We start from the raw sequence: 25502 nt of genomic DNA, 5'->3' as shown, positions 1-25502 counted from the left end.
CTGCTCGACCGCACTCTCCCGGCGGTCGAGCAGGTCCCTTTTGAGACAAAGGGAAACTCCCTTTGTCTTATCGTAGGGACGCGTCATTCTTCCTCCTATATCCCAGCGCGTCCCAGCGAGCGGGGTCGGCACTGCGCCGGCCCCGGTTCGTGTTTCTCGGCATGCCACAGCTGCGGAAATGCCCCTTCAGGCGAGAAAACGACGCCCGAAGGGCCGTTATTGAAGCAACCGCGTACGAAATGGCCCCTCCGGCGCCAGATTGACGCCGGAGCGAGTGTTTCCTACGCCTACGCTGTCGAGATGCGCTTCCCGGCGCCGTCATCGCCCCACCCATCCGCTATGATGTCGCGCGGACAACATTCGCGTCACACGTAGGGATCACATATGAGCACCGTTTCACCCAAGTCTCCGGCGCAGCGCCGCCGCGGACTCTTCGCTAGTTTTCTCGGCTACTACGCAGGTCAGATGCACCTCTTCATCGCAGACATCGTCTGCGCCATCGTCGTCGCCGGCATCGACCTCGCCTTCCCGCAGATCCTCCGCACGCTCACGGGTGGCCTCTTCCGCCAGGGTTCGGATGCCATCACATCCGCCCTCGTCTACCTTCTCGTGGGCTTTGTCGTCATGTACGCCGTGCGCTTTGGTTGCCGCTACTTTGTGGCCTACTGGGGCCATGTCATGGGCGCGCGCATGGAGAGCCGCATGCGCGAGGACCTCTTCGACGCCTACGAGCGTATGAGCCTCTCGTTCTTTGACCGCAACAAGTCCGGCGACCTCATGAGCCGCCTGGTGAGCGACCTCTTCGACATCTCCGAGGCGGCCCACCACGGACCCGAGTTCTTGCTCATCGGCTTCATCGAGGTCGTGGGTTCGTTTGTGATCCTGTCGTTTATCAACGTGCCGCTCACCGTCTGCCTGGGCGTTGTTCTCGCCATTCTCGTCATCTACAACCTGCGGGCAAACCTCCAGATGAAGGCCGTCTTTCGCGAGAACCGCGTGCGCATCTCCAACGTGAACTCGCGTCTGGAGGACAGCCTTGCCGGCGTCCGTGTGGTCAAGAGCTTCGCCGCCGAGGACGTTGAGCGCGAAAAGTTCCGCGAGAGCAACGAGGCATACCTCGACTCGAAGGTGCGCATGTATCGCGCCATGGGCCGCTACCAGGCGGGCATTGCCGCGCTCATGGGCATCCTCTACACGCTCATCGTGGTGATGGGCGGCTGGCTCATCGCCCAGGGGCAGATGGAGGCCACGGACCTTGCCACCTACGCCCTGTACATCTCGCTCTTCACCACACCCATCGAGAACATCCTCAACTTCACCGAGACCTTCCAGAAGGCCATTGCGGGCTTCCGACGCTTCAAGGAGATGGTCGACTCCCAGCCCGAGATTGAGGACGCCCCCGGCGCGTCGGCGCTCAAGGTGACCAAGGGTGCTATCTCCTACCACGACGTCCACTTTGCGTACGACAGCGGGGACGGCGAGGGCGCGGGCGAGAACCCCGAGGTCATTCGTGGCCTCAACCTGGACATTCGCCCCGGCGAGACCATTGCCCTGGTGGGCGCGTCCGGCGGCGGCAAGTCCACCACCTGCGCGCTTCTCCCACGCTTCTACGACGTGGACTCTGGCTCCATCACCATCGACGGGCAGGACGTGCGCTCTGTTACCCAGCGAAGCTTGCGCGAGGCCATCGGCATCGTCCAGCAGGAGGTCTACCTCTTTGACGGGACCATCGCCGAGAACATTGCCTACGGCAACCCGCGCGCGACCATGGCACAGATAGAGCAGGCTGCCGAGAAGGCCAACATCGCCGAGTTCATCGAGACGCTGCCCGACGGCTACGAGACCCAGGTGGGGGAGAGGGGCACCCGCCTCTCGGGCGGGCAGAAGCAGCGCATTGCCATCGCGCGCGTCTTTCTCAAGGACCCGAAGATCCTCATCCTGGACGAGGCCACCTCTGCCTTGGACAACGAGTCCGAGCACGCGGTGCAGGAGTCGCTCGCCGAGCTCTCGCGCGGGCGCACGACCATCGTGATCGCGCATCGCCTCTCTACCATCAAGGATGCCGACGAAATCGCGACAATCGACGCCGGGCGCGTGGTTGAGCGCGGGACGCATGAGGAACTTCTCGCACGTGGCGGCACCTATGCGCGGTACTACCGCATGCAGTTCGAGGGCGCGCGAGCCTAGGGCGGCGCGGGGAGCGGAGCGGCGCGGCGCGGCGCCGGAGCGGCGAGCGGCGTCGAGGAGGTGCGCGCGGCGCTGGCCTTCTCGGCCATGCCGCGGGATTTCGCCGGTTAGGAAAAATCCGAACGATTAGGGCCCTTTAAATGGCGAGATTGCGCGGCATCGCGATAATGCCGCGGATTCCGAACGGTTAGGCCGCCCTAACCGTTCGAGAAATTCCTAAACGGCGAAATGGCGCGGCATTGAAGCGCCGGTGGCGGTAATCCGCCTTCCGGCGAGAAATCGGCGCCGGAAGAGCCATTTTGTACGCACTTGCTGCGATAACGTGCGCTCGGGCGCCAAATCGACGCCGGAGGGAGCGTTTCCACAGGAAGTGCGTACGAAATCATCGTTCGGGCGTCGTTTTCTCGCCCGAAGGCGCATTTTCGCAGCGAGCGCGCACGTAACCCCTCGCCCCAGCTCCGACGCCACGTCCATCTCGCCCCCCAGAGCCTTTGCCGTTCAACAGGTGTCTGGCATGCGTCCAAGTTCATGCAAACGGGTAGAATGTCGGCGTACGTGTGGTGCGCCGTGTCCCTAGGCAGTCCCCAAGGGAGCGTCGCAAGAGAAGGGACACAAGATGAGTCCTCTGGACATCGCCCTCGTCGTGCTTGTTATCGTGGCCATCTGGGCCGTGGTCGAGCTTGCGCTTACCATCCGCAAGGCGCGCGCTTCCGTCGACGAGGTCACTACTTCGGCAAACGAGACCATCGCGCAGGTGCAGCCCATCATTGCCAAGGTCGACGGCATGGTCGACGACCTCGACCCCGCCATGAAGCAGGTCAACCCGCTCCTCGTCAAGGCTGGCGAGACCATCGATGGGGCCACCCAGAGCCTCGATAGCCTCAACAGCATCCTGGGTGACGTCTCCACGGTCACAGGCACCGCCTCTGCCGTGACTGATACGGTGAGCAAGGGCGTTGCCGGCGCCGCCGGTGCCGTTGCAGGAGCAGTCTCCAAGCTCGTGGGCAAGGGCGAGGCGCCCCAGGCGCGCCTTGAGGACGCAGCGGGCAAGGAAGGCGAGAAGGCCGAGGAGAACGCCGCGCCCGCCCCGCAGCACACTACCGCGTATGTGACCTACGCGCCGGTCGAGGCCGAGAAGACCGCATCCGCCGCAGACCCCGCACCCGCTGCGGACACCGATTCCGCCGCAGAGAAGCAGCCCCACAAGCCCAAGCACGCCGCACCCGTCTCCACCACGGAGGCCGCGGCAGATGGCGAGGAGAACAATGCCTAGCACCAGTATCGTCAAGCTCAGCGTTCCCGCGGAGGCGCGCTTCGCCCGAGCAGTTCGCATGACCGCCTCCAACCTCGCCGTCTGCTGCGACATGAGCGTGGACGACGTCGAGGACGTGCGCATGGCCGCCGAGGAGGGCTTTGTCTACGCCTGCGCGACCAGGCCCGCCACCTGCGACATCGTCTTTGGCCTTGCGCCGGACGGCATGACTGCCGACTTCTCCCTCGGCGACGAAGACCCTGACGAGGCCACAGATCCCTCCGGCGAGCCGCAGCCCATCGACCTGGTTGAGGTCCTTCTCGGCGCCGTGTGCGACGACTTCAGCATCTCGGAGGACGGTCGCACGCTGCACCTCTCCAAGCGAATGGACGTGAAGAATGCCTAGCGCCAGCACCACGAACGCGCAGGAGACCGCGAACACGCCAAACGCCGCGAATGCGCCCAGCACGCAGGAGACCGAGGAGGAGCGCGCCGTACGCGAGGCGTCGGAGGCGCGTGCCGAGAGGGCCCGCCACCGCTCGCTTCACCGCACGCCAAAGGGGAAGGCCGCCTGGGACAAGGACCGCACGCGCGAGCTCTTCCGCCAGTACAAGGCCACGGGAGACCCCGAGGTACGCGACCAGCTTATCGTGAGCCACCTCAACCTGGTCCGCTTCCTCGCGTCCAAGTTCAAGAACAGGGGAGAACCCCTGGACGACCTCATCCAGGTGGGTACCATCGGCCTCATCAAGGCCATCGACCGCTTCGACCCGTCGCGAGGCCTCGAGTTCACCACCTACGCCACGCCAACCATCCTGGGCGAGATAAAGCGTCACTTCCGCGACAAGGGCTGGTCGGTCCGCGTGCCAAGGCGTCTGCAGGAGCTCTCTGCCAAGGTCAACCAGGCAAACGACGAGCTTACCAACGAGCTCTCGCGCAGCCCCTCCGTCGAGGAGATTGCCAAGCGCGTGGGCGCAAGCGTCGACGACGTCCTCGAGGCCATGGAGTCCTCGAGCGCCTATAGCTCGGTGCCGCTCGAGGGAGGCGGCTCCTCGGATGACGATGATGCCCCCTCGGTCATCGACCACTACGCCACCGAGGACGAGAGCCTTGCCGCCTCGGACGACCGTATCGTCCTCGAGGATGCCATCAGGGACTTCTCGCCGCGCGAGAAGGACGTCATCCGCATGCGTTTCTTCGAAGGCATGACGCAGGTCGAGATTGCCGAGCGCCTGGGCATCTCGCAGGTGCAGGTCTCGCGCCTCCTTCGCCGCACGCTCCGCCGCGTGCAAGAGAAGATCGACCCAGAGGGCCTTATGAGCAAGTAGCGTCATCTGCGGCGCCGGGGCTTCGGCTCCGGTGCCGTTTTTTGTGTGGCAGCCGCGCGGTTCTCGTCCGTCCTTTGCTCCCAACGGCCATAACACCCCACCTTGCTACAATGAGGTGCTCGAAAACGAGGGGAGATGCCGGTGGGGAACAAGGACGCTGACGAGAAGTACGCCACCTGGCGCAGGCGGCTGGTGATCGCCTGGGCGATCGTCGGTGCCATTGCGGTCTTCGTGCTTGCGGTCCGAGGCCTCTCGCTGATCGGGGACGCCGTGGAGCTTCTGCTCATGGGCATCGTGATCGGCTTCATCTGCAGCCCCATCACCAACGCGCTCGAGGACTCCCGCGTCCCAAGGGCGCTTGCCGCGCTCGTCTCGCTGCTCGTGGTCCTTGCGGTCCTCGCCGCCGTCATAGTGGTTCTCGGCGGAACCTTCGTCCAGCAGTCGGTCGAGGTGCTGCGCCAGGTCCCAACCTACCTGCGCAGCATTCAGGACGCCCTCTCGGGCTTCTGGGAGAGCTACGGCAGCTCGGACAACGAGCAGCTCCAGAACATGGTGAACTCGCTGGTCCAGACCGTCTCCTCCGCCAGCAGCTCCATGGCCTCGGACACGGTGCGCCAGCTCTCCAACGGCGCCGTCTCGGGGCTCTTCGACACCGTGGACGGCCTCGTGAACTTCTTCCTGGCGCTCATCCTCGCGTACTGGTTTGCCAAGGACTACCCCGTGATCGTGCGCGAGCTTGCCGTGGTCGCCGGCCCCTCCCGCAAGGACGACATGACGCTGCTTCTCGCCGTCATGAGCCGCTCCATGGGCGGCTACATGCGCGGCCAGCTCATCTGCTCAATTATCAACGGCGTCGCCGTGTGGGTGGGGCTTGGGCTTCTCGGCCATCCCTATGCGGGCCTTGTCGCCATCATCACGTTCTTCATGCACTTCGTTCCCGTGATTGGGCCCTTCGTCTCGGCGGCCCTCGCCACGCTGCTCGCCCTCTTCGAGAGCCCCTGGCTCGCGCTTTGGTCCCTCGTGGTTATGGTCATCGCGGCAAACGTGACTGACAACGTGATCTCGCCTCTCATCATGCGCTCGGCAGTCAAGATCCATCCCGTCCTCTCGATCGTGGGCATCGTGATAGGCAACTGCCTGGGCGGCATCGTTGGCATGGTCCTCGCCATCCCGCTCACCGCTGCCATCCGCGGCGTCTTCGTCTACTACTTCGAGACGCGCACCAAGCGTCAGCTGGTCTCGGAGGACGGAGCGCTCTTCCAGAGCACGCCGCATCGTGACGCCCAAGGCAACGTGGAGGCCGTCTTTGACGCCCTTGATGACGAGAAGTTCTTCGAGAGCACCCGTCTCGTGACCTCCTCTGCGTGGTCCCGTGCTCGCAGGGCGACAAAAAACGCAAGCAATGACCATGAAAACGCTGTGTACACGGCAGATATGAGTAAAAATAGGAACGTTGCAACCAACAGGCAGGACGGTGACGGCTCCGGCCCAGCGGCCGATTCCGCAGCACCGTCCACAGACGAGGAGAGACATGAGCGCGTCTGACTACAAGACCATGACCACGGCAGAGATCCGCGAGGACTTCCTCAAGTTCTTCGAAGGCAAGGGCTGCAAGCTCTACCCGTCCTCCTCGCTCGTGCCGGATGACCCTTCGCTGCTTCTTGCAAACGCTGGCATGAACCAGTTCAAGGAGTACTACCAGGGCACCAAGACCATGAAGGAGATCGGTGCCTGCTCCTGCCAGAAGTGCCTGCGCACCAACGACATCGACAACATTGGCGACGCGCGCCACCTCTCGTTCTTCGAGATGCTCGGCAACTTCTCGTTTGGCGGCTACACCAAGGCCAACGCCATCGAGTGGGCCTACGAGTTCATCACGTCGCCCGAGCACCTGGGCCTGCCCAAGGACCGCCTCTACATGACCGTCTTCAAGGACGACGAGGAGGCCATCGAGCTCTGGCACAAGCAGGGCGTCCCCTACGACCACATCTCGCGCCTGGGCGAGGAGGACAACTTCTGGGCCGCCGGCCCCACCGGCCCCTGCGGCCCCTGCTCCGAGATCTACTTTGACCAGGGTCCCGAGTTTGAGGGCGAGAAGCCCGGCGACGACGGTGACCGCTACCTCGAGTTCTGGAACCTCGTCTTCACGCAGTATGACCGCCAGGAGGACGGCTCCATGCCGGAGCTGCCGCACCGCAACATCGACACGGGCATGGGCCTCGAGCGCATCGCGGCCATCATGCAGCACGAGGGCTCCAACTACGAGGGCGACATCCTGCGCTCCCTCATCGGCGTGGGCGAGGGCCTCGCGGGCGTGCGCTACCACGAGTCTCCTACCACCGACAAGAGCCTGCGCATCGTGGCCGACCACTCCCGCGCCGTCACGTTCATGATTGGGGACGGCATCCTGCCCTCCAACGAGGGCCGCGGCTACGTGCTGCGCCGCCTGCTCCGTCGCGCCGTCTACCACGGCCGCCTCATGGGCATCAAGGGCCAGTTCCTCACCACCTACGCACACGAGGTCACGCGCCTTCTCGGTGATACCTACCCCGAGCTCGTTGAGCAGCAGGCGCTGATTGACGGCATCATCAACGCCGAGGAGGAGCGCTTTGGCGCAACCCTCGACAACGGCGAGGAGCAGCTCAAGGCCGAGCTCTCTCGTCTGGGCGAGGGCGAGCCCCTCTCGGGCGAGGTCGCCTTCACCCTGCACGACACCTACGGCTTCCCCATCGACCTCACGCGCGAGATCGCTGGCGCATCCGGCCACTCCGTCGACATGGACGCCTTCGATGCCGCCATGGAGGCCCAGCGCGAGCGTGCCCGCGCTACGGCCAACCGCGATGCCTGGGGCAAGGCAAACAACGTCTGGGTTGCCCTCTCCGATAGCCTTCCCGCGACCGAGTTCGATGGCTACGATCACGACGAGCTCTCCGGCTGCGAGGTTGTGGCCATCGTGCGTGACGGCGAGTCTGTCCAGGAGGCGGCGACGGGCGACCAGGTTGAGCTCGTGCTCGACCGCACACCGTTCTACGGCGAGATGGGCGGCCAGGTGGGCGACACCGGCATCGTGGGTCCTGCGCGCGTCACCAACACGCTGCACCACGAGGGCGGCCTTGTGGGCCACGTGGCCGAGGTCACCGATGGCGCCGTCTCTGTGGGCGATCGCGTGACCGCTGTGGTCGACCACGGCCGCCGCGAGCTCATCCGTCGCAACCACACCGCGACGCACCTGCTCGACGCCGCCCTCAAGAAGGTCCTTGGTGACCACGTGAGCCAGGCCGGCTCGCTTGTGGCCCCCGACCGTCTGCGCTTTGACTTCACGCACTTCGAGGCCATGACAACTGACGAGCTCGAGCGCGTCGAGGGTATGGTCAACGCCGAGATCTTCGCGGCCGAGCCCATCGTGACCGAGGTCATGGGCATCGACGAGGCCAAGGCTTCGGGTGCCGTGGCGCTCTTTGGCGAGAAGTACGGCGAGCGCGTGCGCGTGGTCTCCACGGGCAGCTCTGACAAGCCTTTCTCGCGCGAGCTCTGCGGCGGCACTCACGCCCGCAACACCGCGGACCTTGGCATCTTCAAGATCGTCTCCGAGAGCTCCGTTGGCTCCAACGCCCGACGCATCGAGGCCGTGACCTCGATGGGCGCCATCGAGTACGTGGACGAGAGACTCGCCCTTATGGACCAGGCGGCGGCAACGCTCAAGTGCCGTCCCGCCGACCTCCCCGAGCGCGTCTCCCAGATGCGCGACGAGCTTCGCGAGGCCAAGCGCAACATTGGCGTGGCCAAGGGCTCTGCCTCGGGCGACGTTGTGGCCGCCGCGCTGCGCAACGCCAAGGACCTTGGTGCCTACCGCTGCGTCTTCACCAAGCTCGACGGCATCTCCGGCAAGGACCTGCGCTCCGTCTGGGATTCCATCCGCGATGGCGCCAAGGGCGAGCCCATTGCCTGCGTTGTGGCCTCCACCATGCCCGACGGCAAGGTGGCGCTTCTCGCCGCCGGCACCGAGTCTGCGGTTGCTGCGGGCTTCTCGGCGGGCAACATCATCAAGCAGATTGCCGGCTTTGTGGGCGGCCGTGGCGGCGGCAGGCCCAACATGGCGCAGGCCGGCGGCTCTGACGCCTCTGGTGTCGCCGCTGCCCTGGACGCGGCCAAGGCTGCCCTGGGGGCATAGGTGCGGGCCCTGGCGCTCGATATTGGCGAGACACGCGTCGGCGTGGCGGTGAGCGACCCACAGGGTCGCATCGCCACGCCGGTGTGCGTACTTCCTGCGGCCGAGGTCTTCTCGGTCGCACGCAGCTTCCGCAGGGTGCTCGAGGACTGGGAGCCCGAGGTACTTGTCTGCGGACGCCCGCTTACCATGGCGGGGGAGGAGGGGCCCCAGGCCGCGCGTGTCCGCGCGGTGGCAGAGCACATCTCTGCAGCCACAGGCCTGCCCCTCGAGTTTGAGGATGAGAGGCTCTCTTCAGCGGAGGCCAAGCGCATTTTGCGCGAGCAGGGACTCTCCGAGAAGTCTATGCGCGGCAAGGTAGACATGGTCGCCGCGTCGCTCTTCCTGCAGGCTTGGCTTGATGCTCGGCAGGCGTGACCAACGGTCTGAGAGGCAAACGACATGCCCACGAACAACCAGAACAACGAGAAGCCCCATCGTCGCGCGGCGCACTTCCGCACGCCCGATGCGACTCAGCAGGGAACGGGCAGCACCCCGCGCATTCAGGCGAAGGTTGCCCCGGTTCAGGGCCGTCCCGCGAGTCATGCGGGCGGTTCCTCTCATATGGGCGCGGCACACCATACCGGTACGGCGCAACGCATGAGCTCGCCTGCACCGGGGTCCACTGGTGCCATTGGAGGCACGACGAGCCATCTCTCCGCGCGCACCGCCGCGGCAACCAAGCGCGCCCGGAGCCAGAGCCCGCAGCGGCGAGGCTCCGGTGGCGGCCGCGGCAACGGCCCCAAGGGCATCGCCGTGGTCGTGGCGGTTCTCGCCGGTGTCGCCGCGTTTGTCGCGCTGTTCTTTGTCCTTGTGCTGCCCAGGCTCACTCAGGGCTCCAGCTCCAACGAGCCGCAGGTCGCGGCCGGCCAGGAGGTCGAGGTCACCATCCCCGACGGCTCGAGCACCGCGAGCATCGCCTCTATCCTCCAGCAGGCGGGCGTCATCTCCGATACCTCGAGCTTTGTCCAGGAGGTCCAGAAGCAAAACGCTGAGCAGAAGCTCAAGAGTGGCACGTACTCGCTGCTCACGGGCTCGAGCACAACCAACGTGATAGACCAGCTCGTGGCTGGCCCCAACTCCACGGCTTCTACCCTGCAGGTGCCCGAGGGCTACACGGTGGCGCAGGTGGCCTCGCTTGTGGAGGAGAAGTTTGGCATTTCCTCGAGCGACTTCATCGCCCAGGCAAAGGCATCAAACTACGTGGCCGACTATCCCTTCCTCTCCGAGGCGGCAAACGACTCGCTCGAGGGCTTCCTCTTCCCCAAGACCTATGACTTTGCGGGCCAGACCGTCACGGCGGACTCGATCATCCGCGCTATGCTCAGCCAGTATCAGACCGAGATTGCCACGCTCGACCTCGACACCGCGCGCCAGACGCTCCAGTCGCGCTACGGCACGTCGTTTACCAACTACGACATCCTCACCATGGCCTCCATCATCGAGAAGGAAGCCCTGACAGACGATGACCGCTCGCTCATCTCGTCGGTCTTCTACAACCGCATTGCCGCAAGCATGCCGCTTCAGAGCGACGCGACGCTTGCCTACACGCTGGGCCGTGAGGTCACCGCGGACGACCTCACGCAGGACGGCCCCTACAACACCTACACCAACATGGGGCTCACGCCCACGCCCATCTGCAACCCAGGCCTTGCCTCGCTCACGGCTGCCGCCAACCCGCAGGACACGGGCTACTACTACTTCTACATCACAAGCTCGGTGCACGCTTTCTCCGAGACCTACGAGCAGCACCAGCAGGTCATAGCCCAGAACTCCGGGGCGTGAGTGCCATGTCGCTTGGGTCCTTCTCGCCCTTCCGCGCCACGCGCTACGTTTCCTCGGTCGACCTCATCGACGTTGACGCGCTGGCTGCTACCGGCGTGCGCCTGGTGCTTCTCGACCGCGACAACACCTGCATACCCAGGGATACGCACGTGGCGCCGCCTGCCGTCAAGGCGTGGCTCGACCGCCTGCGCGCTGCGGGCATAGCCACGTGCCTGCTCTCGAACAACTTCCACTCGACGGAGGTCGCCGCCTCCGCGTGCGAGCTGGGCTGCCCCGTGGTGGATCACGCCATGAAGCCTGCGCCCTTCTCGGCCTGGGTTGCCATGGCGCGCATGGGCGTGGGTCCCGAGCAGACAGTCATAGTGGGCGACCAGGTCTTTACCGACATCCTTGCCGGCAACCTCGCAGGTGTGCGCACCATCCTGGTGCGTCCGCAGTCGCGCCGCGACCTCTGGTACACGCAGATATTTCGCCTGGGGGAGGCGCTCGTTCTGCGCGGTGTCGAGTTCGAGGGCAAGACCAGCAGTCTGACTGGCCGCAGCGACGGGTGATAGAATCTAGCCCGTCAGGTACGCACGGGAGCAAGGAAGAGCGAGTTTTGGGCGAGGGTTACGTCATCCACGAGGGCTGCGACCACATTTTCTTCGTGGGGTTTCTTGGCGCAGGCAAGTCTACCCTCGCACGCAACCTGGGCAAGCTCTTCTGCCGGCCCTACGTGGACACCGACCAGCTGGTTGAGCGCGCCCTGGGCATGAGTGTGTGTGACGTGTTTGCCTCGCGTGGCGAGGAGGGCTTTCGCGACGAGGAGACCAAGGTCCTGGAGGGCCTTGCCTCTCGTAAGTCGCTGCTTGTGAGCTGTGGCGGGGGAGTGGTCGAGAGGGCCGAGAACTGCGAGCTCATGCACCGCATGGGCGTGGTGGTCTACCTTGACGGGGATCTCTCGGATTCGCTGCGCCAGATGCGGTGTCCGGAACGCCGCCCGGACCTGGGTGACATCTCGCACGCGAAGGCGCTCTTCTGGCACCGTCGCCCGCTCTACCAACAGACGGCCGACATCACCATCGACATTCGAAACAGGACCTTCGAGCAGGTGGCCAGCGAGTCCGGCCAGCTGCTCTGGGAGAGGGGGCTATTGTGAGCGAGGACACCCAGGTAGCAGATACTGAGAAGGACGCGGAGAAGCCCGAGCTCAAGGACGCCAAGAACGTGGCGCCTACAGCGGATGCGGCACCTGCGGCGGAGGCTGCTGCGGAGGCCGAGCCCGCAGACGAGGCCCCGCTGCGCATCCGTGCGAAGCGTCAGTGGGTCAATCTCCGTGGCAACTCCCTCGACGCCCGCGTGGGTGACGACCTCGTGGGTACCATGGGCAACGACCTGCGCGCCTACGTGGGCAAGCCCCGCGCGGCCGTGCTTGCGTCCGTTCCAGAAGCGCCCGCAGACGTTGTTGAGGCAATACGCCGCGACCTTGCCGACGTGGGCTTCCACGTTCACCAGCTCGACCTTCCGTCCGGCCCTGAGGCCTCCTCGACGGCGGCCCTCGAGGCGGTGTACGAGGGACTTGCAGAGACTGGCGCAACCGCTGACGACGTGGCGGTTGCCGTGGGTGGCGTGCGAGCCCTCTCCACGGCGTCGTTTGCCTGCCGCACCTGGTGCGGGGGCCTGACGCTCGCGCAGGTTCCCCTCGACCCCACCACCGCGCTTCTCGCTGGCGTGACCCCGCTCGCGCTGGACCTTCCCGGCGCCGACCAGATGGTCACGCAGGACGGCAGTGCGCGCTATGTCTACTGCGACCTAGACGTGGTTGACGCCACGCGCACCGACGAGGCAGCCCTTCTCGCCCGTGCGCTCTTTGTGACCAGCGCCATGGCAGACTCCGACAAGTCCTTTGGTCGACTCTTCGACCGCGCCAACGACATTGCCGCGCTTGACCGCGCTGCCATCTGCGACCAGATGGTCGATTGCATGAAGAGCCGCGGCAAGGTCATCTCGTCAACCTCGGTGGCCGTGCGCCAGTCCATTGGTTACGGCACCACGTTCGTGCGTGCGCTTCGTCCCTTGGTGGAGGAGGGCGTGCCCTCTTCGACTCTGCTTGCCGAGGCCATGCGCTTCTCGGCGCGCCTTTCCGTGGCGCAGGGCGGCCTTTCGGTCGACGACATGCTCACGCAGGACGAGCTGCTCGACCGCCTGGGCCTGGGCTACGTGGAGTGCGCGGTCGACCCTACGGCTATGGCCGCTGCTCTCAAGGCCGAGCGCTTCCGCCGTTCAAACAAGTTCATGCTGGAGCTCCCGCGCTCGCTTGGCCGCGTGCGCCTCGCTGCCGTCGAGGATGACCAACTTGCCGAGCACACCGCCGCGTGGTGCTCCTCGCGATAGATCGGTTCTACCCGCGCCGCCTGCCTATGTGCGGGCGGCGTCACACGTCACTACTGTCCGCATTGCAAGGGAGAAGAGAGAAACATGGCAGATGCACACGCCTGCGCCGCACGCGTCGAGAGGTTTCGCGCGCTCATGGCCGAGAGGGGCTACGACGCGGTGATTCTTCGCAACAACCCCGACCTGCGCTGGCTCACTGGTGCCGAGCGCACCTTTGACGACGAGGTGGCCCACACCGCCTTCGTGACCGCCGATGGGCTTTGGCTCCACACCGATTCTCGCTACTTTGGCACCTTCCAGAGCCGCCTTGGGGCAGACACCTCCTGGAAGCTTGACATGGACATCGTGACCCCTGCCTGGTGGGCGGCGCAGCGCATCCGCGAGACGCGCTCGCGTGTGGTTGCCGTCGAGGACACCTGCGACCTGGCCTTCTTTGATGCGCTGGGCGAGGAGTGCGCCAAGGCGTCTGTGGCCGTCCTCACGCCGCGCCTTCACGGTGACATCGCCAACCTGCGCATCGTGAAGGATGCCGAGGAGGTCGAGCTCATGCGCCACGCGCAGTCGATCACCGACGCGGCTTTCGAGCACATCTGCGGCTACATCAAGCCCGGCCTCACCGAGCAGCAGGTCCGCGCCGAGCTGGAGGGCTGGATGCTCTCGAACGGTGCCGACTCGCTCTCCTTTGACTCGATCATCGCCTCCGGCCCCAACGGTGCCAACCCCCACGCCCAGCCCGGCGAGCGCGTGATCCAGCGCGGCGACATGATCGTGATGGACTACGGCGCCGGCTACCACGATTACCACTCCGACATGACGCGCACGGTCTGTGTGGGTGAGCCCAGCGATCTTCAGCGCAAGGTCTACGAGGCAACGCGTGCGGCGAACGAGGCCTGTGAGGCAGCTATTCACGCGGGCGTCATTGGCCGCGAGATCCATGAGCTTGCGCACAAGGTCATCTGCGAGGCTGGCTTCCCCGAGTACTGCTTCGTGCACGGCCTTGGCCACGGCGTGGGTCTGGAGATTCACGAGCAGCCTATGTTCAACATGAGGAACGACAAGCCCATCCCCGCTGGCTCGGTGATCACCGTGGAGCCGGGTACGTACCTGCCTGGGCAGTTTGGCGTGCGCGTGGAGGACTTTGGTATCGTCACCGAGAACGGCTACGAGGTCTTCACCCAGTCGCCCCACGAGCTGGTGTGCATCCCCTGCTAGCAGGGGAGCGCTCGCGTTTGCTTGCGCCCTTGGCTCTCCGGTGGTAGTGCGCTGTCGCCGGAGAGCCGTTTTTCTCGCCATATGCAACAAAGACGCCCTTCCGGAGACAAATGTCGCCGGAAGGGCGATTTTGATTCAGACGAGAAACGCTATGGGCCCCTCGGGCGCCAAAATGGCGCGTGGGCGGTAGCTGGTCGCGTCGCTGGCCTTTCTCTATTCTCCGTTCGCGGCACGCAAATCGGTGAACGGCGTTAGGAGAAAAACCTACGTTGACCTTGGGATTCTCGTTATTTTTCTCGCAAGAGACCCAGCGATGGATACCGTTCACCAACTTGTATGAACGACTTTTGCCTTCAGGTCGTAGTATTCAGGCCGGTAAGTAGCTTGACAAACAAAGTTGCTCGACCAAGTCGAATTTTCTAAACAACGATATTTCCCACATACGAAAGTCTTCCATGTCCTATAATGTGAAGCCGGTGTGAACGAGGCATGAAGGATGGGAGAAGAAAGCATGAACGCCTCTTCACATTTGACGCGTTATCTGTTGGCGGTACGAGATATGCGTAAGGAGGAAGAATGGTCAGTATCGTTCTAGCCAGCCACGGCAAGTTCGCCGAGGGGATCATGGAATCCGGCCAGATGATCTTTGGGCCGCAGAAGGATGTCGCTGCTGTGACCCTGACCCCCGACATGGGTCCCGATGACCTCAAGGCGAAGCTGAAGGATGCCGTCGCATCGTTCGATGAGCAGGAGCACGTGCTCTTCTTCGTCGACCTTTGGGGCGCCACTCCATTCAACCAGGTCAACGGCCTGCTTGCGAGCGAGGGCCACGAGGACTGGGTCATGGTGACGGGTCTCAACCTGCCCATGCTCATCCAGGCCTACGGTGATCGCATGAGTGAGGAAACCGCGGCTGCCATCGCCAAGGACGTCTTCACCGAGGCAAAGAACGGCATTCGCATCAAGCCCGAGGAGCTCGAGCCCAAGGAGGCTGCTCCCGCAGCTGCCGCAGCGGCTACTGCAGTGCCCGCGGGCGCCATTCCGGAGGGGACGGTCATCGGCGACGGGCACATCAAGATCGTGTTCGCGCGCGTCGACACCCGTCTGCTCCACGGCCAGGTTGCAACCACCTGGACCAAGGCGGCCAACCCCGACCGCATCATTGTCTGCTCCGACGGCGTTGCCTCGGACCAGCTCCGCAAGACCATGATCATCCAGGCGGCCCCTCCAGGAGTCCACGTGCACGTGGTTCCCATCAAGAAGATCTGCGAGATCGCGAAGGACCCCCGCTTTGGCAACACGCATGCCATGCTCCTCTTCGAGACCCCGCAGGACGCCCTCCGCGCCATTGAGGGCGGTGTGCCCGTCAAGAAGCTCAACCTTGGCTCCATGGCTCACTCCGTGGGCAAGGTCGTCGTGACCAACGCCCTCGCCATGGACCAGGACGATGTTGACACCCTCGAGAAGATCAAGTCCAAGGGCGTCGAGTTCGACATCCGCAAGGTCCCGGCCGACAAGGCGGAGTCCTACGACGCCGTCATCAAGAAGGCTAAGGACGAGCTTGCCGCGCAGGCAGCCAACAAGTAGGGATAAGGAGGGGTTATGTCACCAATATCAGTCTTGCTCGTGATTATTGTTGCCTTCCTGGCAGGCATGGAGGGCATCCTCGACGAGTGGGAGTTCCACCAGCCTCTGGTCGCATGCACGCTCATTGGCCTTGTGACCGGTCACCCCACGGAGGGAATCCTCCTGGGCGGCTCGCTTCAGATGATTGCCCTTGGTTGGGCCAACATCGGTGCTGCCGTCGCTCCTGATGCGGCTCTCGCTTCCGTCGCCTCCGCCATCCTGATGGTTATCGCCATCAACGGCGGCTCCGACCCCACCGAGGCCATGACCACCTCCATCGCCGTCGCCGTGCCTCTGTCCGTCGCTGGCCTCTTCCTCACCATGGTCTGCCGCACCATCGCAACGGCTATGGTCCACGGTATGGACAAGTGCGCCGAGAATGACGACATGGCCGGCATCGAGCGTTGGCAGATCGTTGCAATCTGCATGCAGGGTGCCCGTATCGCCATCCCGGCCGCGGCCCTCTGCTTCATCCCCGGCGACGCCGTGACCGCGGCCCTCAACGCTATGCCCGCCTGGCTCTCTGGCGGCATGGCAGTTGGCGGCGGCATGGTCTGCTGCGTGGGCTACGCCATGGTCATCAACATGATGGCCACCAAGGAGGTCTGGCCCTTCTTCGCGCTCGGCTTCGTCCTCGCTGCCATCTCCCAGCTCACCCTTATCGCCCTTGGCGTCATCGGTCTCTCCCTGGCCTTCATCTACCTTGGCCTCAAGGAGTACGCCAAGCAGAACGGCGGCTCCGGTGCCGTGGGCTCTGGCGATCCGCTGGGCGACATCATCGACAACTACTAGGCTTGCAAGGGAGTGTGATTAGCAATGGCAGAAGAGATTCAGGAGAAGGGCATCCACCTTACCAAGCAGGATCGCCTTGCGGTCTTCAACCGTCACCAGTACCTGCAGGGCTCGTGGAACTACGAGCGTATGCAGAACGGCGGCTGGTGCTACTCAATGATCCCTGCGATCAAGAAGCTCTATCCCAACAGGGATGACCAGATCGCGGCCCTGAAGCGTCACCTCGAGTTCTACAACACGCACCCGTACGTCTCCGCCCCCGTCATCGGCGTCACCCTCGCCCTCGAGGAGGGCCGCGCCAACGGCGAGCCCATCGACGACGTCACCATCCAGGGCGTCAAGGTAGGTATGATGGGTCCTCTCGCCGGCGTCGGTGACCCCGTCTTCTGGTACACGGTGCGCCCGCTGCTCGGCGCCCTCGGTGCGTCTCTGGCACTGGGCGGCTCCCCGCTCGGCCCCATCCTGTTCTTCGTGCTCTGGAACGTCATCCGCCTTGCCTTCCTCTGGTACACCCAGGAGGCTGGCTACCGCGCTGGTGCCGACATCTCCAAGGACCTCTCGGGCGGCAAGCTCGGCAAGATCACCGAGGGCGCTTCCATCCTCGGTATGTTCGTCATCGGCGCCCTGGTCGAGCGCTGGGTGACCATCAGCTTCAAGCCGGTTGTCTCCACGATTCAGCAGCAGGCCGGTGCCTACATCGATTGGTCGACCATCACCGGCGACGCCGAGGGCATCAAGAACGCCCTTACGCAGTACTCCGCGCTCGGTGCCAACGGCCTTGACCAGATGAAGGTCACCACCCTCCAGCAGAACCTCGACTCGCTGATCCCCGGCCTCGCCGCCGTGGCCCTCACGCTGTTCGTGTGCAAGCTGCTGAAGAAGAACGTCTCGCCGATCGTCATCATCCTCGCCCTCTTTGGCGTGGGTATCCTCGGCCGCCTCATCGGGCTGCTCTAGGGCTCCTTCCCCGATATTTCGGGCGCCGCACTGGCGAGAATGGCGTACGTCGTGGACCGCACCCTGCTAGGCTGGTGGGGTGCGGTCCTGTTTTGTTGGGGCCGCTGCGGCGCAGCCCGTCGCACAGTCGCTGATTCCACGGAATCGAGGAGGGTGCTCCTACATGGCACAGTCTCAGAACACGAAGGTCGACTACACGGACCGGGCGACGAACCTCGACGGGCTTACCTCAGGTGGCAACGTGATGCTGGGCGACGTGGCCTTTGAGTACTACAACGAGAAGAACGTCGAGGACTACATCCAGATTCCCTGGGACGAGGTCGATTATGTCTCGGCGTCGGTTATTGCGAAGAAGACGATTCCCCGCTTCGCCATCTTCGTGAAGGACGGCCGTCACTTTACCTTCTCGACTGGTGACAACAAGGCATGCCTGCGCGCCATCCGCGAGCACGTGCCTGCGGATCACCTTCTGCGCTCGCCTTCCTTTTTCCAGGTTGTTGGGGCCGGCGCCAAGGGGCTGTGGAACAACACCATCGGCCGACTTGGGCACTAGGGCAAGGGGTGAGGCGGCTGACAGAAACGCGCCCTCCGGCGCGAAATGACGCCGCAGCGATGGTTTCCGACGCAATCCCGTACGAGATGCGCCCTCCGGCGCCAGAATGACGCCGGAGCGGCGGTTCCGTACGCACTTGCTGCCAAAACGCGCCTTCGGGCGTCTGTCAAACACCGGGCTGCTCGTGCTCCCTTTTTGCACGTTTTTGGAAGACGCCCCGAGCAGGTCGCGCTGCCGTGCAAAGGCGTCTATACTCTACCGCCGTACGAAAATGCCCGGTGTGCCCGGGCAAGGGAGAAGGAGACCTTTTCGTGGCTACACTTTCCATCACCGATCTCAAGGCCGGCCTTGGCGTCAACATCAAGGGCAAGGATTGCGTTATTCTCGAGGCCCAGCACGTCAAGCCTGGCAAGGGCAACACCTACGTCCGTACCAAGTACCGCGACATCCGTACCGGCCGCGTGAACGAGGAGAACTTCCAGCAGTCCGCCAAGTTCGAGAGCGTCGACATGCGTACCCGCGAGATGCAGTACCTCTACGACGACGGCACCTCCTTCTGGTTCATGGACACCGAGACCTACGAGCAGATTCCTGTTGACAGGGCGCTCATCGGCGACAACGACAAGTTCCTCAAGGAGAACGACATCTGCCTTCTCCAGTACGCCAACGACGTTCTCTACGCGGTGCAGCCGCCCACCTTCATCGAAGTCGAGATCACCCAGACCGACCCCGGTTTCAAGGGCGATACCGTCCAGGGCGGCACCAAGCCTGCCGTCATCGAGACCGGCGCCACCATTCAGGTTCCCATGTACCTCAACCAGGGCGAGAAGATCAAGGTCGACACCCGCGACGGCAAGTTTGTCGCGCGTGTCTAACGTCTAGCGCAGACGCTGCTGGCGCCATCTCAACCGCACACGCGCCCGCGTGGCCACAGCCGCGCGGGCGTCTGCGTCCCAAGCGTTGGCAACGTCTATACTGGCAGTGTTTGGGGTCTGCGGCGGACAAGCGCGCCCGCCGCCTGACGGCAACGAACCGAGCACAAGGAGGGCCACCTATGGCCGAAAGCGAGCTTTACGTTTCTGGCATCGGCATTTCCAAGCGAGTCATCTCCACCGTCGTCTCTCTCGCTGCCAAGCGCGTCGAGGGCGTTGCCTCCGTGGGTGGCAACGACATCACCTCGAGCCTCATCAGCGTCTTCACCAGCAACTCGGTTGCGCCCGAGTCCGCCGTCGAGTCCTCTGTCGAGGACGGCGGCCTGCGCATCTGTGTGCATCTTGCCGTCTTCTACGGCTACCCGTTCACCAAGCTTGCGGCTGACGTCCGCAGCGAGGTCGCGAACGCCATCACCGAGCAGGTGGGCGTTGGCGTGACCGCGGTGGACGTCTGCATTGATAGCCTCGTCTTCCCCAAGGAGTAACGTGTCCGGTCGCTTTGGAGGGCGCACCCTTGCTCGCGCCCAAGCCCTACAGCTCCTCTTCCAGGCCGATGTCAACAATCGCACGGTGGAGGAGGTGCTCTCGGGAGACTACGCCATAAGCGATGGTCCGCTCGACCCGTACGGTCAGGAGCTTGCCCTGGGGGTGGACTCGCGCCGCTATGCCATCGATGCCGTGATTCGCGCCAGCTCCGCAAGCTGGACGCTTTCCCGCATGCCCATCGTGGACCGCAACATCCTGCGGCTTGCCCTCTACGAGATGATCGAGGAGGACGACATCACGGTAGCCGTGGCCATCGATGAGGCCGTTGAGCTTGCAAAGGCATTTGGCACCGACGAGTCCCCACGCTTCATCAATGGCGTTCTGGGCAGCATCGCCGCGGACGTGAACGCTGGCGTCGACGTGTACGAGAAGGCCCGCCAGACGCTTCACGCGGCGGCAAAGTCTCAGGCAGACGCGCCAGAGGACGAGACGGGCGAAGCTCCTGCTGTAGACGAGACGGACGTGGAGCCCCTCGCCGAGGCACCTGTCGCCGATGACGTTCCCGATGACGCCCCCGTCGCGGACGACACCGCGGAGTAGCCATGGCCAAGCCCGACGTCTCCCAGTACCAGAGCTTCGACCAGATTACGCGACGTCTCGATGACATCGTGGGCGCCGTGCGCGACCGCGACGTGTCGCTCGAGCGCTCGCTCGACCTCTTCGACGAGGCCATCGCGCTGGGTTCGAAGGCAGTAGAGCTTGTCGATGCCACGGACTTCTCGCCCGAGGAGAAGGCCATGCTCGCCGACGACGGCGCGCCCGGTGAAAAGGGCGCCGAGAAGCCCGAGAACGATGCCGCGCCTGCACCCGACGCCGCGCCCGCCGACGCAAAAAACGCTACCGAAGGCGGCAACGCCTCGTGACACGCCGCCGCAGGCTCGATGACGAGCTGGTCGAGCAGGGCTTTTTCTCCAACCGCGAGGACGCGATGCGCGCCGTGATGGCAGGCGAGGTCTCGACGCAGGATCGCCGCCTCGAGTGCGCGGGTGAGCAGGTCGAGCCGGGCATCGTCCTTCACGTGCGCGGCCACATCCCCTTTGTGAGCCGCGGCGGCCTCAAGCTTGAGCGTGGCCTTCAGGCCTTTGACGTTGACCCCACGGGGCTTGCCTGCCTCGACGTGGGGTGTTCTACCGGTGGCTTTACTGACTGCCTCCTCAAGCATGGCGCCACCTCGGTCCTCTCGGTGGACGTGGGCTATGCGCAGTTTGACTGGTCGCTGAGAAGCGATTCCCGCGTGACCCTCCTCGAGCGCACGAACATCGTTGACGTCCCCACGCCAGAGCGCATGGGCACCATCCAGCTTGCCGTCTGCGATGTCTCCTTCACCTCGGTGACGACCGTGCTGCCTGCGGTCCTCTCGCTACTCTCGGCAGACGGGGCCTTTCTCACGTTGGTGAAACCCCAGTTCGAGGCTCCCCGCGACCAGGTGGGCGAGGGCGGCGTGGTCCGCGATCCGGCGGTTCGCCTGCATGCGCTGGAGCGCATCGCAGCGGCGTTTGCGGATGCCGGTCTTGGACCGGTGGGCTGCTGTGAGAGTCCCGTGCGCGGTCACAAGGGCAACGTTGAGTACCTCCTCTTTGGCCGGCGCGGTTCGGCACCTACCGCCCTCGACCTCAAGCCGGTCGTTAGCGGGGGAGCGGTGGCCCTGGCCTAGCGAGTGGGGGTACACTCTAGGTTGTGCTCCGTACACCTGTTTGGCTGGAGGTTTGCGTGAAGGTCTTTATCGTCCCAAACTACGCGCGCCCGGATGCCGTGGAAGGCGCGCATGCCCTTGAGCATTGGCTTTCTGGCCAGGGCGTCGAGGCCGTGTGGGCTCATGACAAGAAGCGCTACCCGGACTACATCGAGGACCCCTCCGCCTGCCAGCTTGTGGTTTCCCTGGGCGGAGACGGCACGCTGCTTCGTGCCGCGCGCATTGTGGGCTACACGCAGATTCCCATGCTGGGCATCTCTTATGGCCACCTGGGATTTCTCACTACGGCGGGTCCGGACAAGCTCATCGAGACGGTCAAGAGTGCTCTTGACGGCAAGCTGCACGTCTCGCACAGGGCAACGCTTGCCATCGAGAGCACCTTTGCGTGCGAGGATGGCAGCGCCTACCAGGTGAACAGCTTTGCTCTGAATGACTTTGCGGTCTCGCGCGGCGGCCAGGGCGACATGGTCCAGTTCGAGGTCTCGGTCTCGGGCAACCACATCGACACGCTGCGCGGCGACGGCTTTGTGGTCTCCACCGCAACTGGGTCGACTGGCTACGCGCTTGCCGCGGGTGGCCCCATCGTAACGCCGGAGTTCTCGGGCATGGTCTGCGTGCCCATCGCTCCGCACACCATCATGGCCCGCGCATTTCTCACGGCGCCCTCGGACATCGTCGAAATCGAGATGAGCCCCGAGCGCCCGGTTGCGCGCCACTTCTTTGCCGATGGCCAGAACGTGCGCCAGCGCCAGGAGGGCGTGCCCGTGCACGCCACGGTGCGCCGCGGCCCGGGAGACATCCTCCTCCTCGATCACAGCGCGCAGAGCTTCTACAACTCGGTCTCGCGCGTCTTCTACGGCAGGGCGGGTCGCTGATGCTCGATGAGCTGCACGCGCGCGACGTCGCGCTCATTCGGGACGCCACCATCCAGCCCTCTTCCGGCCTCACGGTGCTCACGGGCGAGACGGGCGCCGGCAAGACGGCGCTCATCTCGGCCATCAAGCTTTTGGTGGGGGAGCGCGCCGACGCCGGCTCGGTGCGCGAGGGGGCGGACTCCCTCGAGGTCGAGGGGCGCTTCTTCGAGCGCGGGGGAGACCCCGATGGCTGCGTGGTGCGCAGGCGCGTCTCGGCCGACGGCCGTGGTCGGGTGGAGATAGACGGTCGCATGGGCTCCGTGCGCGAGCTGGCGTCGGGCGTTGGCAGGACGGTCGACCTCTGCGGGCAGCACGAGCACCAGAGGCTGCTCTCCGTTGCCTCGCACGTGGAGATTCTCGACGCGTGGCTGGGCGAGGAGGCCTCGGAAGCGCTTGGTGCCTACCAGGACGCGCTTGCCGCGGCGCGTGCGGCGGCAGACGAGCTCGAGCGCGTGCGCGAGCTCTCGCGCACTGGCGCCGAGAAGCTCGAGGAGGCCGAGTTCACGCTCAGGAAGATCGACGAGGTGGCCCCCAAGGAGGGCGAGTACGAGGAGCTCGAGGAGGCCCTGCCACGTGCCGAGCATGCCGAGGCGCTCGTGGCCGCCGCCTCTGGCGCGCACAACCTGGTTGCGGGCGATGACGGCGCCACGGATGCGCTCTCGGCGGCGGTCCGCGCACTGAGAGACGCCTCGAACTACGATGCCAAGCTCGGTACCTGGGCAGATGCCCTCGAGTCCTCTCTCATCGACATCGAGGACGTGGCATCGAGCCTGCGCGACTACGCTGACGGCGTGGAGTGGGACCCGGAGTCGCTCGAGCAGATGCAGCAGCGCCTCTCTCGCCTCGAGGGCCTGCGTCGCAGCTTTGGCCCGCGCATGGAGGACGTCTTTGCCCGACGCGAGCAGGCCGCGGCTGTGGTGGCAGCAAGCGAGGGCGGCGACGAGGCCGAGAAGCGCGCCAAGCAGGCGCTCGACGCCGCCGAGAAGAAGCTCGCCCACGCCGCCGACGCGCTGGATGCCGTGCGCGAGAAGGGTGCACCGCGTCTCTCGGCCGAGGTCAGCGCCCAGATGTCGCGCCTCGAGATGGGCTCGGCATCGCTTACTGTCTCGCAGACGCGACTGCCGCGCGACCAGTGGGGGAGCATGGGGCCAAGCCGCGTGGAGTTTCTCTACCGGCCAGCCGCTGGCCTTACCGCGCGGCCGCTCAGGCGCATTGCCTCAGGCGGCGAGGTGAGCCGCGTGATGCTTGCGTGCAAGGTGGCCCTTGGAGATGCTGACGGCTGCGACACGCTCGTCTTTGACGAGGTGGACGCCGGCGTGGGTGGCGCCACGGCCGTGGCGCTCGCACAGGTGCTGCGCGACCTTGCCCGCACACACCAAGTCATTGTGGTCACGCACCTGGCGCAGGTCGCCGTCATGGCGGACAGGCACTACCTGGTGCATAAGGTGACGCCCGCCGCGGGCGAGCCGCCCGAGACTAAGATTGACGAGGTCACGGGAGAGGCACGCGTCGCGGAGATTGCGCGCATGCTCTCGGGTGACACGGGTGAGGCGTCGCTCGCCCACGCGCGCGAGATGCTCGAACACGCAGGTAACAGCTACGGAGGGGATTCCGATGGCACAAGATAGAGAACGTCAGCGTCAGCGCAACGGCAGGAACGCGGGTGGTGCGCGGCGTGGACCAAGCCGCACGCAGCTTGCCGCAAGGCACATCGCCCGGATGGACCAGCTCTTCTCGGCAGAGATTGCGTCGTCGCTTGCCGGGACGCGCGAGATAAACGGCATGCCTGCCGCGCCCGCCCGCGAGGGTGTGGTGCCCCAGGTCGAGGTTGTCGAGGAAGATAGTGCCTCGGCGGTCCTGCGGCTTGGCCGTGGCATCGCGAGCCGCTGCGACATGGCTATGCTCGACTTTGCCTCGTTCGTGAACCCCGGCGGCGGCTACGAGCGTGGCGCCTGGGCGCAGGAGGAGGCGCTCTGCTCGGAGTCGTTCCTCTACAACGTGCTTGCGCAGAAGCGCGACTGGTATGGCGAGAACCGCCGCCGCAACATCAACTGCGAGCTCTACCGCAACCGGGCCCTCGTCGTGCCCGCCGTGCGCTTCGAGCGCGACAAGTATCACTCGTACTCGGACGTCATTGTGTGCGCGGCACCCTTTGCCACGCGCGCCCGGGCGGACTACCACGTTGCGGACGACGCCCTGCTCACGGCCATGCGCGAGCGCATTGCCTTCGTGATGGCCATCGCAGACCAGCTTGGCTACGACAAGCTGGTGCTGGGGGCCTTTGGCTGCGGCGCCTTTGGGTGGGACGCGGCAACGGTGGCGGAGCTCTTCCGCGCGGAGCTTGCCTCTGGTACGCACGTGGCCTCCAAGATCACGTTCCCCGTGCCACGCGGTCGCGCCGACGAGAACCTGGAGATCTTCCAGCACGCGTTTGCTGCCTTCCCCGAGAAGAACGAGGCTCCATACCAGAGCCGCGCCGAGCTTGCGGCGCAGCGCGCGTCCCAGCGTGCCGCCAAGGCGGAGGACACCGACGACGAGGACGACTGGCGCAAGTACCTCTAGGATGTTCGCTCCCAGCGAAATTCGACTTTCCTCCGGGCCTCGGATGCGTGCATCCGAGGCCCGGAGGCAGTTCTCGCGTTCCGGAGGGAGACTCTTGCCATCCAACGGATGCAGCCTGCCCAAAAATTGCGGTTGCCGGTAATAATTCGGGGTTCCGCTTAGTATCACCCCAGAGGTGCCATTTACCTACCTGCGGCTCTGTAAAAAGTTAGAGGCTTCGTACTCTGCGATTCACCCAAAAAGGGCCGGCAACCGCAAATTTTAGGCTCTTCGCTGTTTCTAGTGGGTAGCAGATGATACGGCCAGCTGGGCCGAGAAGTCCAGGCGGCCGAGCCTCAGGAATATCATCGTCTTGAAGTACTCGACGTTCCTGAACCCCCTCGCTGCCCGCTTGACGGACTGGATGACGGAGTTCAGCCCCTCGAGGATGGCGTTGGTGGCGTTCCTCGAGAACCAGTTCAGGATACCCTCCCGCTCCTTCCTGACCGTCCTCGCCACCACCTTCATCTCGGGCACGTTGGAGTGCGCGATCCAGGAGAGGACGCGGTCCAGCTCCCGTCCCGCGGACCCCCTGTCCGGGCAG

25 protein-coding genes are annotated in these 25502 nt (G+C 64.8%); 24 read left to right on the top strand and 1 reads right to left on the bottom strand.

Features of this window, described 5'->3' with window-relative positions; genetic code table 11:
- Window positions 1-384: 384 nt before the first annotated feature.
- The 24 genes from BT122_RS09845 (at window position 385) to BT122_RS09730 (ending at window position 24919) form a co-directional block, all read left to right on the top strand.
- On the top strand, window positions 385-2187 hold the full coding sequence (locus BT122_RS09845; protein ID WP_072355745.1) for an ABC transporter ATP-binding protein: 1803 nt from the start codon (window positions 385-387) through the stop codon (window positions 2185-2187).
- A gap of 616 nt (window positions 2188-2803) precedes the next feature.
- Entirely contained in the window at window positions 2804-3460 is a 657-nt protein-coding gene (locus BT122_RS09840; protein WP_072355744.1) for a DUF948 domain-containing protein, read from the top strand.
- Entirely contained in the window at window positions 3453-3845 is a 393-nt protein-coding gene (locus BT122_RS09835; protein ID WP_059055766.1) for an ATP-binding protein, read from the top strand. Before BT122_RS09840 ends, BT122_RS09835 begins: the two co-directional genes overlap by 8 nt.
- Window positions 3838-4767, top strand: coding sequence for a SigB/SigF/SigG family RNA polymerase sigma factor (locus BT122_RS09830; RefSeq protein ID WP_082667370.1), 930 nt, complete (start codon window positions 3838-3840; stop codon window positions 4765-4767). Before BT122_RS09835 ends, BT122_RS09830 begins: the two co-directional genes overlap by 8 nt.
- Before the next feature lie 141 nt (window positions 4768-4908).
- Window positions 4909-6312, top strand: a complete 1404-nt coding sequence (locus BT122_RS09825) for an AI-2E family transporter (RefSeq protein WP_177242225.1) — start codon at window positions 4909-4911, stop codon at window positions 6310-6312.
- Window positions 6299-8938 carry an alanine--tRNA ligase gene (gene alaS / locus BT122_RS09820; RefSeq protein ID WP_072355742.1) on the top strand — a complete coding sequence of 880 codons (2640 nt, stop codon included), beginning with the start codon at window positions 6299-6301 and terminating at the stop codon, window positions 8936-8938. The genes BT122_RS09825 and alaS overlap by 14 nt, the downstream gene beginning before the upstream one ends.
- Window positions 8939-9352, top strand: coding sequence for a Holliday junction resolvase RuvX (gene ruvX, locus BT122_RS09815; RefSeq protein WP_072355741.1), 414 nt, complete (start codon window positions 8939-8941; stop codon window positions 9350-9352).
- A 24-nt stretch (window positions 9353-9376) separates the two neighbouring features.
- Window positions 9377-10759: an endolytic transglycosylase MltG gene (gene mltG / locus BT122_RS09810; protein ID WP_286130363.1), complete on the top strand. Its 1383-nt coding sequence runs from the start codon at window positions 9377-9379 to the stop codon at window positions 10757-10759.
- Window positions 10760-10764: 5 nt separating this feature from the next.
- Window positions 10765-11310, top strand: coding sequence for a YqeG family HAD IIIA-type phosphatase (locus BT122_RS09805; protein ID WP_072355740.1), 546 nt, complete (start codon window positions 10765-10767; stop codon window positions 11308-11310).
- A gap of 47 nt (window positions 11311-11357) precedes the next feature.
- A complete protein-coding gene (locus BT122_RS09800; protein ID WP_083432450.1) occupies window positions 11358-11897 on the top strand; it encodes a shikimate kinase in 540 nt (179 codons plus the stop codon).
- On the top strand, window positions 11894-13132 hold the full coding sequence (locus BT122_RS09795) for a hypothetical protein (protein ID WP_083432449.1): 1239 nt from the start codon (window positions 11894-11896) through the stop codon (window positions 13130-13132). Before BT122_RS09800 ends, BT122_RS09795 begins: the two co-directional genes overlap by 4 nt.
- Window positions 13133-13216: 84 nt before the next feature.
- Window positions 13217-14344 (top strand): M24 family metallopeptidase, encoded by a 1128-nt coding sequence (locus BT122_RS09790; RefSeq protein ID WP_072355739.1) that lies wholly within the window; start codon window positions 13217-13219, stop codon window positions 14342-14344.
- Window positions 14345-14920: 576 nt separating this feature from the next.
- Window positions 14921-15931 (top strand): PTS sugar transporter subunit IIB, encoded by a 1011-nt coding sequence (locus tag BT122_RS09785; protein WP_072355738.1) that lies wholly within the window; start codon window positions 14921-14923, stop codon window positions 15929-15931.
- A gap of 15 nt (window positions 15932-15946) precedes the next feature.
- Window positions 15947-16762, top strand: a complete 816-nt coding sequence (locus BT122_RS09780; protein ID WP_072355737.1) for a PTS mannose/fructose/sorbose transporter subunit IIC — start codon at window positions 15947-15949, stop codon at window positions 16760-16762.
- A gap of 24 nt (window positions 16763-16786) precedes the next feature.
- Complete coding sequence (locus tag BT122_RS09775; protein WP_143190039.1) at window positions 16787-17719, top strand: PTS system mannose/fructose/sorbose family transporter subunit IID; 933 nt, start codon at window positions 16787-16789, stop codon at window positions 17717-17719.
- Between the two features lie 163 nt (window positions 17720-17882).
- Complete coding sequence (locus BT122_RS09770) at window positions 17883-18272, top strand: DUF956 family protein (RefSeq protein WP_059055748.1); 390 nt, start codon at window positions 17883-17885, stop codon at window positions 18270-18272.
- A gap of 311 nt (window positions 18273-18583) precedes the next feature.
- The gene (gene efp, locus BT122_RS09765) at window positions 18584-19147 is read left to right on the top strand and encodes an elongation factor P (protein ID WP_032110903.1); all 564 of its coding nucleotides are present in this window, start codon (window positions 18584-18586) and stop codon (window positions 19145-19147) included.
- Window positions 19148-19326: 179 nt separating this feature from the next.
- Entirely contained in the window at window positions 19327-19689 is a 363-nt protein-coding gene (locus BT122_RS09760; protein ID WP_059055746.1) for an Asp23/Gls24 family envelope stress response protein, read from the top strand.
- A 1-nt stretch (window position 19690) separates the two neighbouring features.
- Window positions 19691-20290, top strand: a complete 600-nt coding sequence (gene nusB, locus BT122_RS09755; RefSeq protein WP_072355736.1) for a transcription antitermination factor NusB — start codon at window positions 19691-19693, stop codon at window positions 20288-20290.
- A gap of 2 nt (window positions 20291-20292) precedes the next feature.
- Complete coding sequence (locus tag BT122_RS09750; RefSeq protein ID WP_059055745.1) at window positions 20293-20613, top strand: exodeoxyribonuclease VII small subunit; 321 nt, start codon at window positions 20293-20295, stop codon at window positions 20611-20613.
- The gene (locus BT122_RS09745) at window positions 20610-21404 is read left to right on the top strand and encodes a TlyA family RNA methyltransferase (protein WP_072355735.1); all 795 of its coding nucleotides are present in this window, start codon (window positions 20610-20612) and stop codon (window positions 21402-21404) included. Before BT122_RS09750 ends, BT122_RS09745 begins: the two co-directional genes overlap by 4 nt.
- A gap of 56 nt (window positions 21405-21460) precedes the next feature.
- The gene (locus BT122_RS09740; RefSeq protein ID WP_059055742.1) at window positions 21461-22318 is read left to right on the top strand and encodes an NAD(+)/NADH kinase; all 858 of its coding nucleotides are present in this window, start codon (window positions 21461-21463) and stop codon (window positions 22316-22318) included.
- Window positions 22318-23985 carry a DNA repair protein RecN gene (gene recN / locus BT122_RS09735; protein WP_072355734.1) on the top strand — a complete coding sequence of 556 codons (1668 nt, stop codon included), beginning with the start codon at window positions 22318-22320 and terminating at the stop codon, window positions 23983-23985. The genes BT122_RS09740 and recN overlap by 1 nt, the downstream gene beginning before the upstream one ends.
- A complete protein-coding gene (locus BT122_RS09730; protein ID WP_072355733.1) occupies window positions 23972-24919 on the top strand; it encodes a TIGR02452 family protein in 948 nt (315 codons plus the stop codon). The genes recN and BT122_RS09730 overlap by 14 nt, the downstream gene beginning before the upstream one ends.
- A gap of 279 nt (window positions 24920-25198) precedes the next feature.
- On the opposite strand, the gene BT122_RS09725 is transcribed toward BT122_RS09730, so the two are convergent.
- A partial coding sequence (locus BT122_RS09725) for a transposase (protein WP_143190038.1) occupies window positions 25199-25502 on the bottom strand: 304 nt, incomplete at its 5' end.

Source organism: Olsenella sp. kh2p3 (assembly GCA_900119625.1).
In the GTDB taxonomy this organism is placed as follows: Bacteria; Actinomycetota; Coriobacteriia; order Coriobacteriales; family Atopobiaceae; genus Tractidigestivibacter.
Note: the sequence above shows the minus strand (reverse complement) of the source record. Positions and strands in the feature narration are given on the sequence as shown.

Coding starts and splice junctions, on each gene's coding strand:
- BT122_RS09830 (WP_082667370.1), top strand. CDS start 3,838: ATGCCTAGCGCCAGCACCACGAACGCGCAGGAGACCGCGAACACGCCA.
- BT122_RS09730 (WP_072355733.1), top strand. CDS start 23,972: ATGGCACAAGATAGAGAACGTCAGCGTCAGCGCAACGGCAGGAACGCG.
- BT122_RS09750 (WP_059055745.1), top strand. CDS start 20,293: ATGGCCAAGCCCGACGTCTCCCAGTACCAGAGCTTCGACCAGATTACG.
- recN (WP_072355734.1), top strand. CDS start 22,318: ATGCTCGATGAGCTGCACGCGCGCGACGTCGCGCTCATTCGGGACGCC.
- BT122_RS09805 (WP_072355740.1), top strand. CDS start 10,765: ATGTCGCTTGGGTCCTTCTCGCCCTTCCGCGCCACGCGCTACGTTTCC.
- BT122_RS09845 (WP_072355745.1), top strand. CDS start 385: ATGAGCACCGTTTCACCCAAGTCTCCGGCGCAGCGCCGCCGCGGACTC.
- BT122_RS09835 (WP_059055766.1), top strand. CDS start 3,453: ATGCCTAGCACCAGTATCGTCAAGCTCAGCGTTCCCGCGGAGGCGCGC.
- BT122_RS09840 (WP_072355744.1), top strand. CDS start 2,804: ATGAGTCCTCTGGACATCGCCCTCGTCGTGCTTGTTATCGTGGCCATC.
- alaS (WP_072355742.1), top strand. CDS start 6,299: ATGAGCGCGTCTGACTACAAGACCATGACCACGGCAGAGATCCGCGAG.
- BT122_RS09790 (WP_072355739.1), top strand. CDS start 13,217: ATGGCAGATGCACACGCCTGCGCCGCACGCGTCGAGAGGTTTCGCGCG.
- BT122_RS09770 (WP_059055748.1), top strand. CDS start 17,883: ATGGCACAGTCTCAGAACACGAAGGTCGACTACACGGACCGGGCGACG.
- BT122_RS09785 (WP_072355738.1), top strand. CDS start 14,921: ATGGTCAGTATCGTTCTAGCCAGCCACGGCAAGTTCGCCGAGGGGATC.
- BT122_RS09780 (WP_072355737.1), top strand. CDS start 15,947: ATGTCACCAATATCAGTCTTGCTCGTGATTATTGTTGCCTTCCTGGCA.
- mltG (WP_286130363.1), top strand. CDS start 9,377: ATGCCCACGAACAACCAGAACAACGAGAAGCCCCATCGTCGCGCGGCG.
- BT122_RS09760 (WP_059055746.1), top strand. CDS start 19,327: ATGGCCGAAAGCGAGCTTTACGTTTCTGGCATCGGCATTTCCAAGCGA.
- BT122_RS09775 (WP_143190039.1), top strand. CDS start 16,787: ATGGCAGAAGAGATTCAGGAGAAGGGCATCCACCTTACCAAGCAGGAT.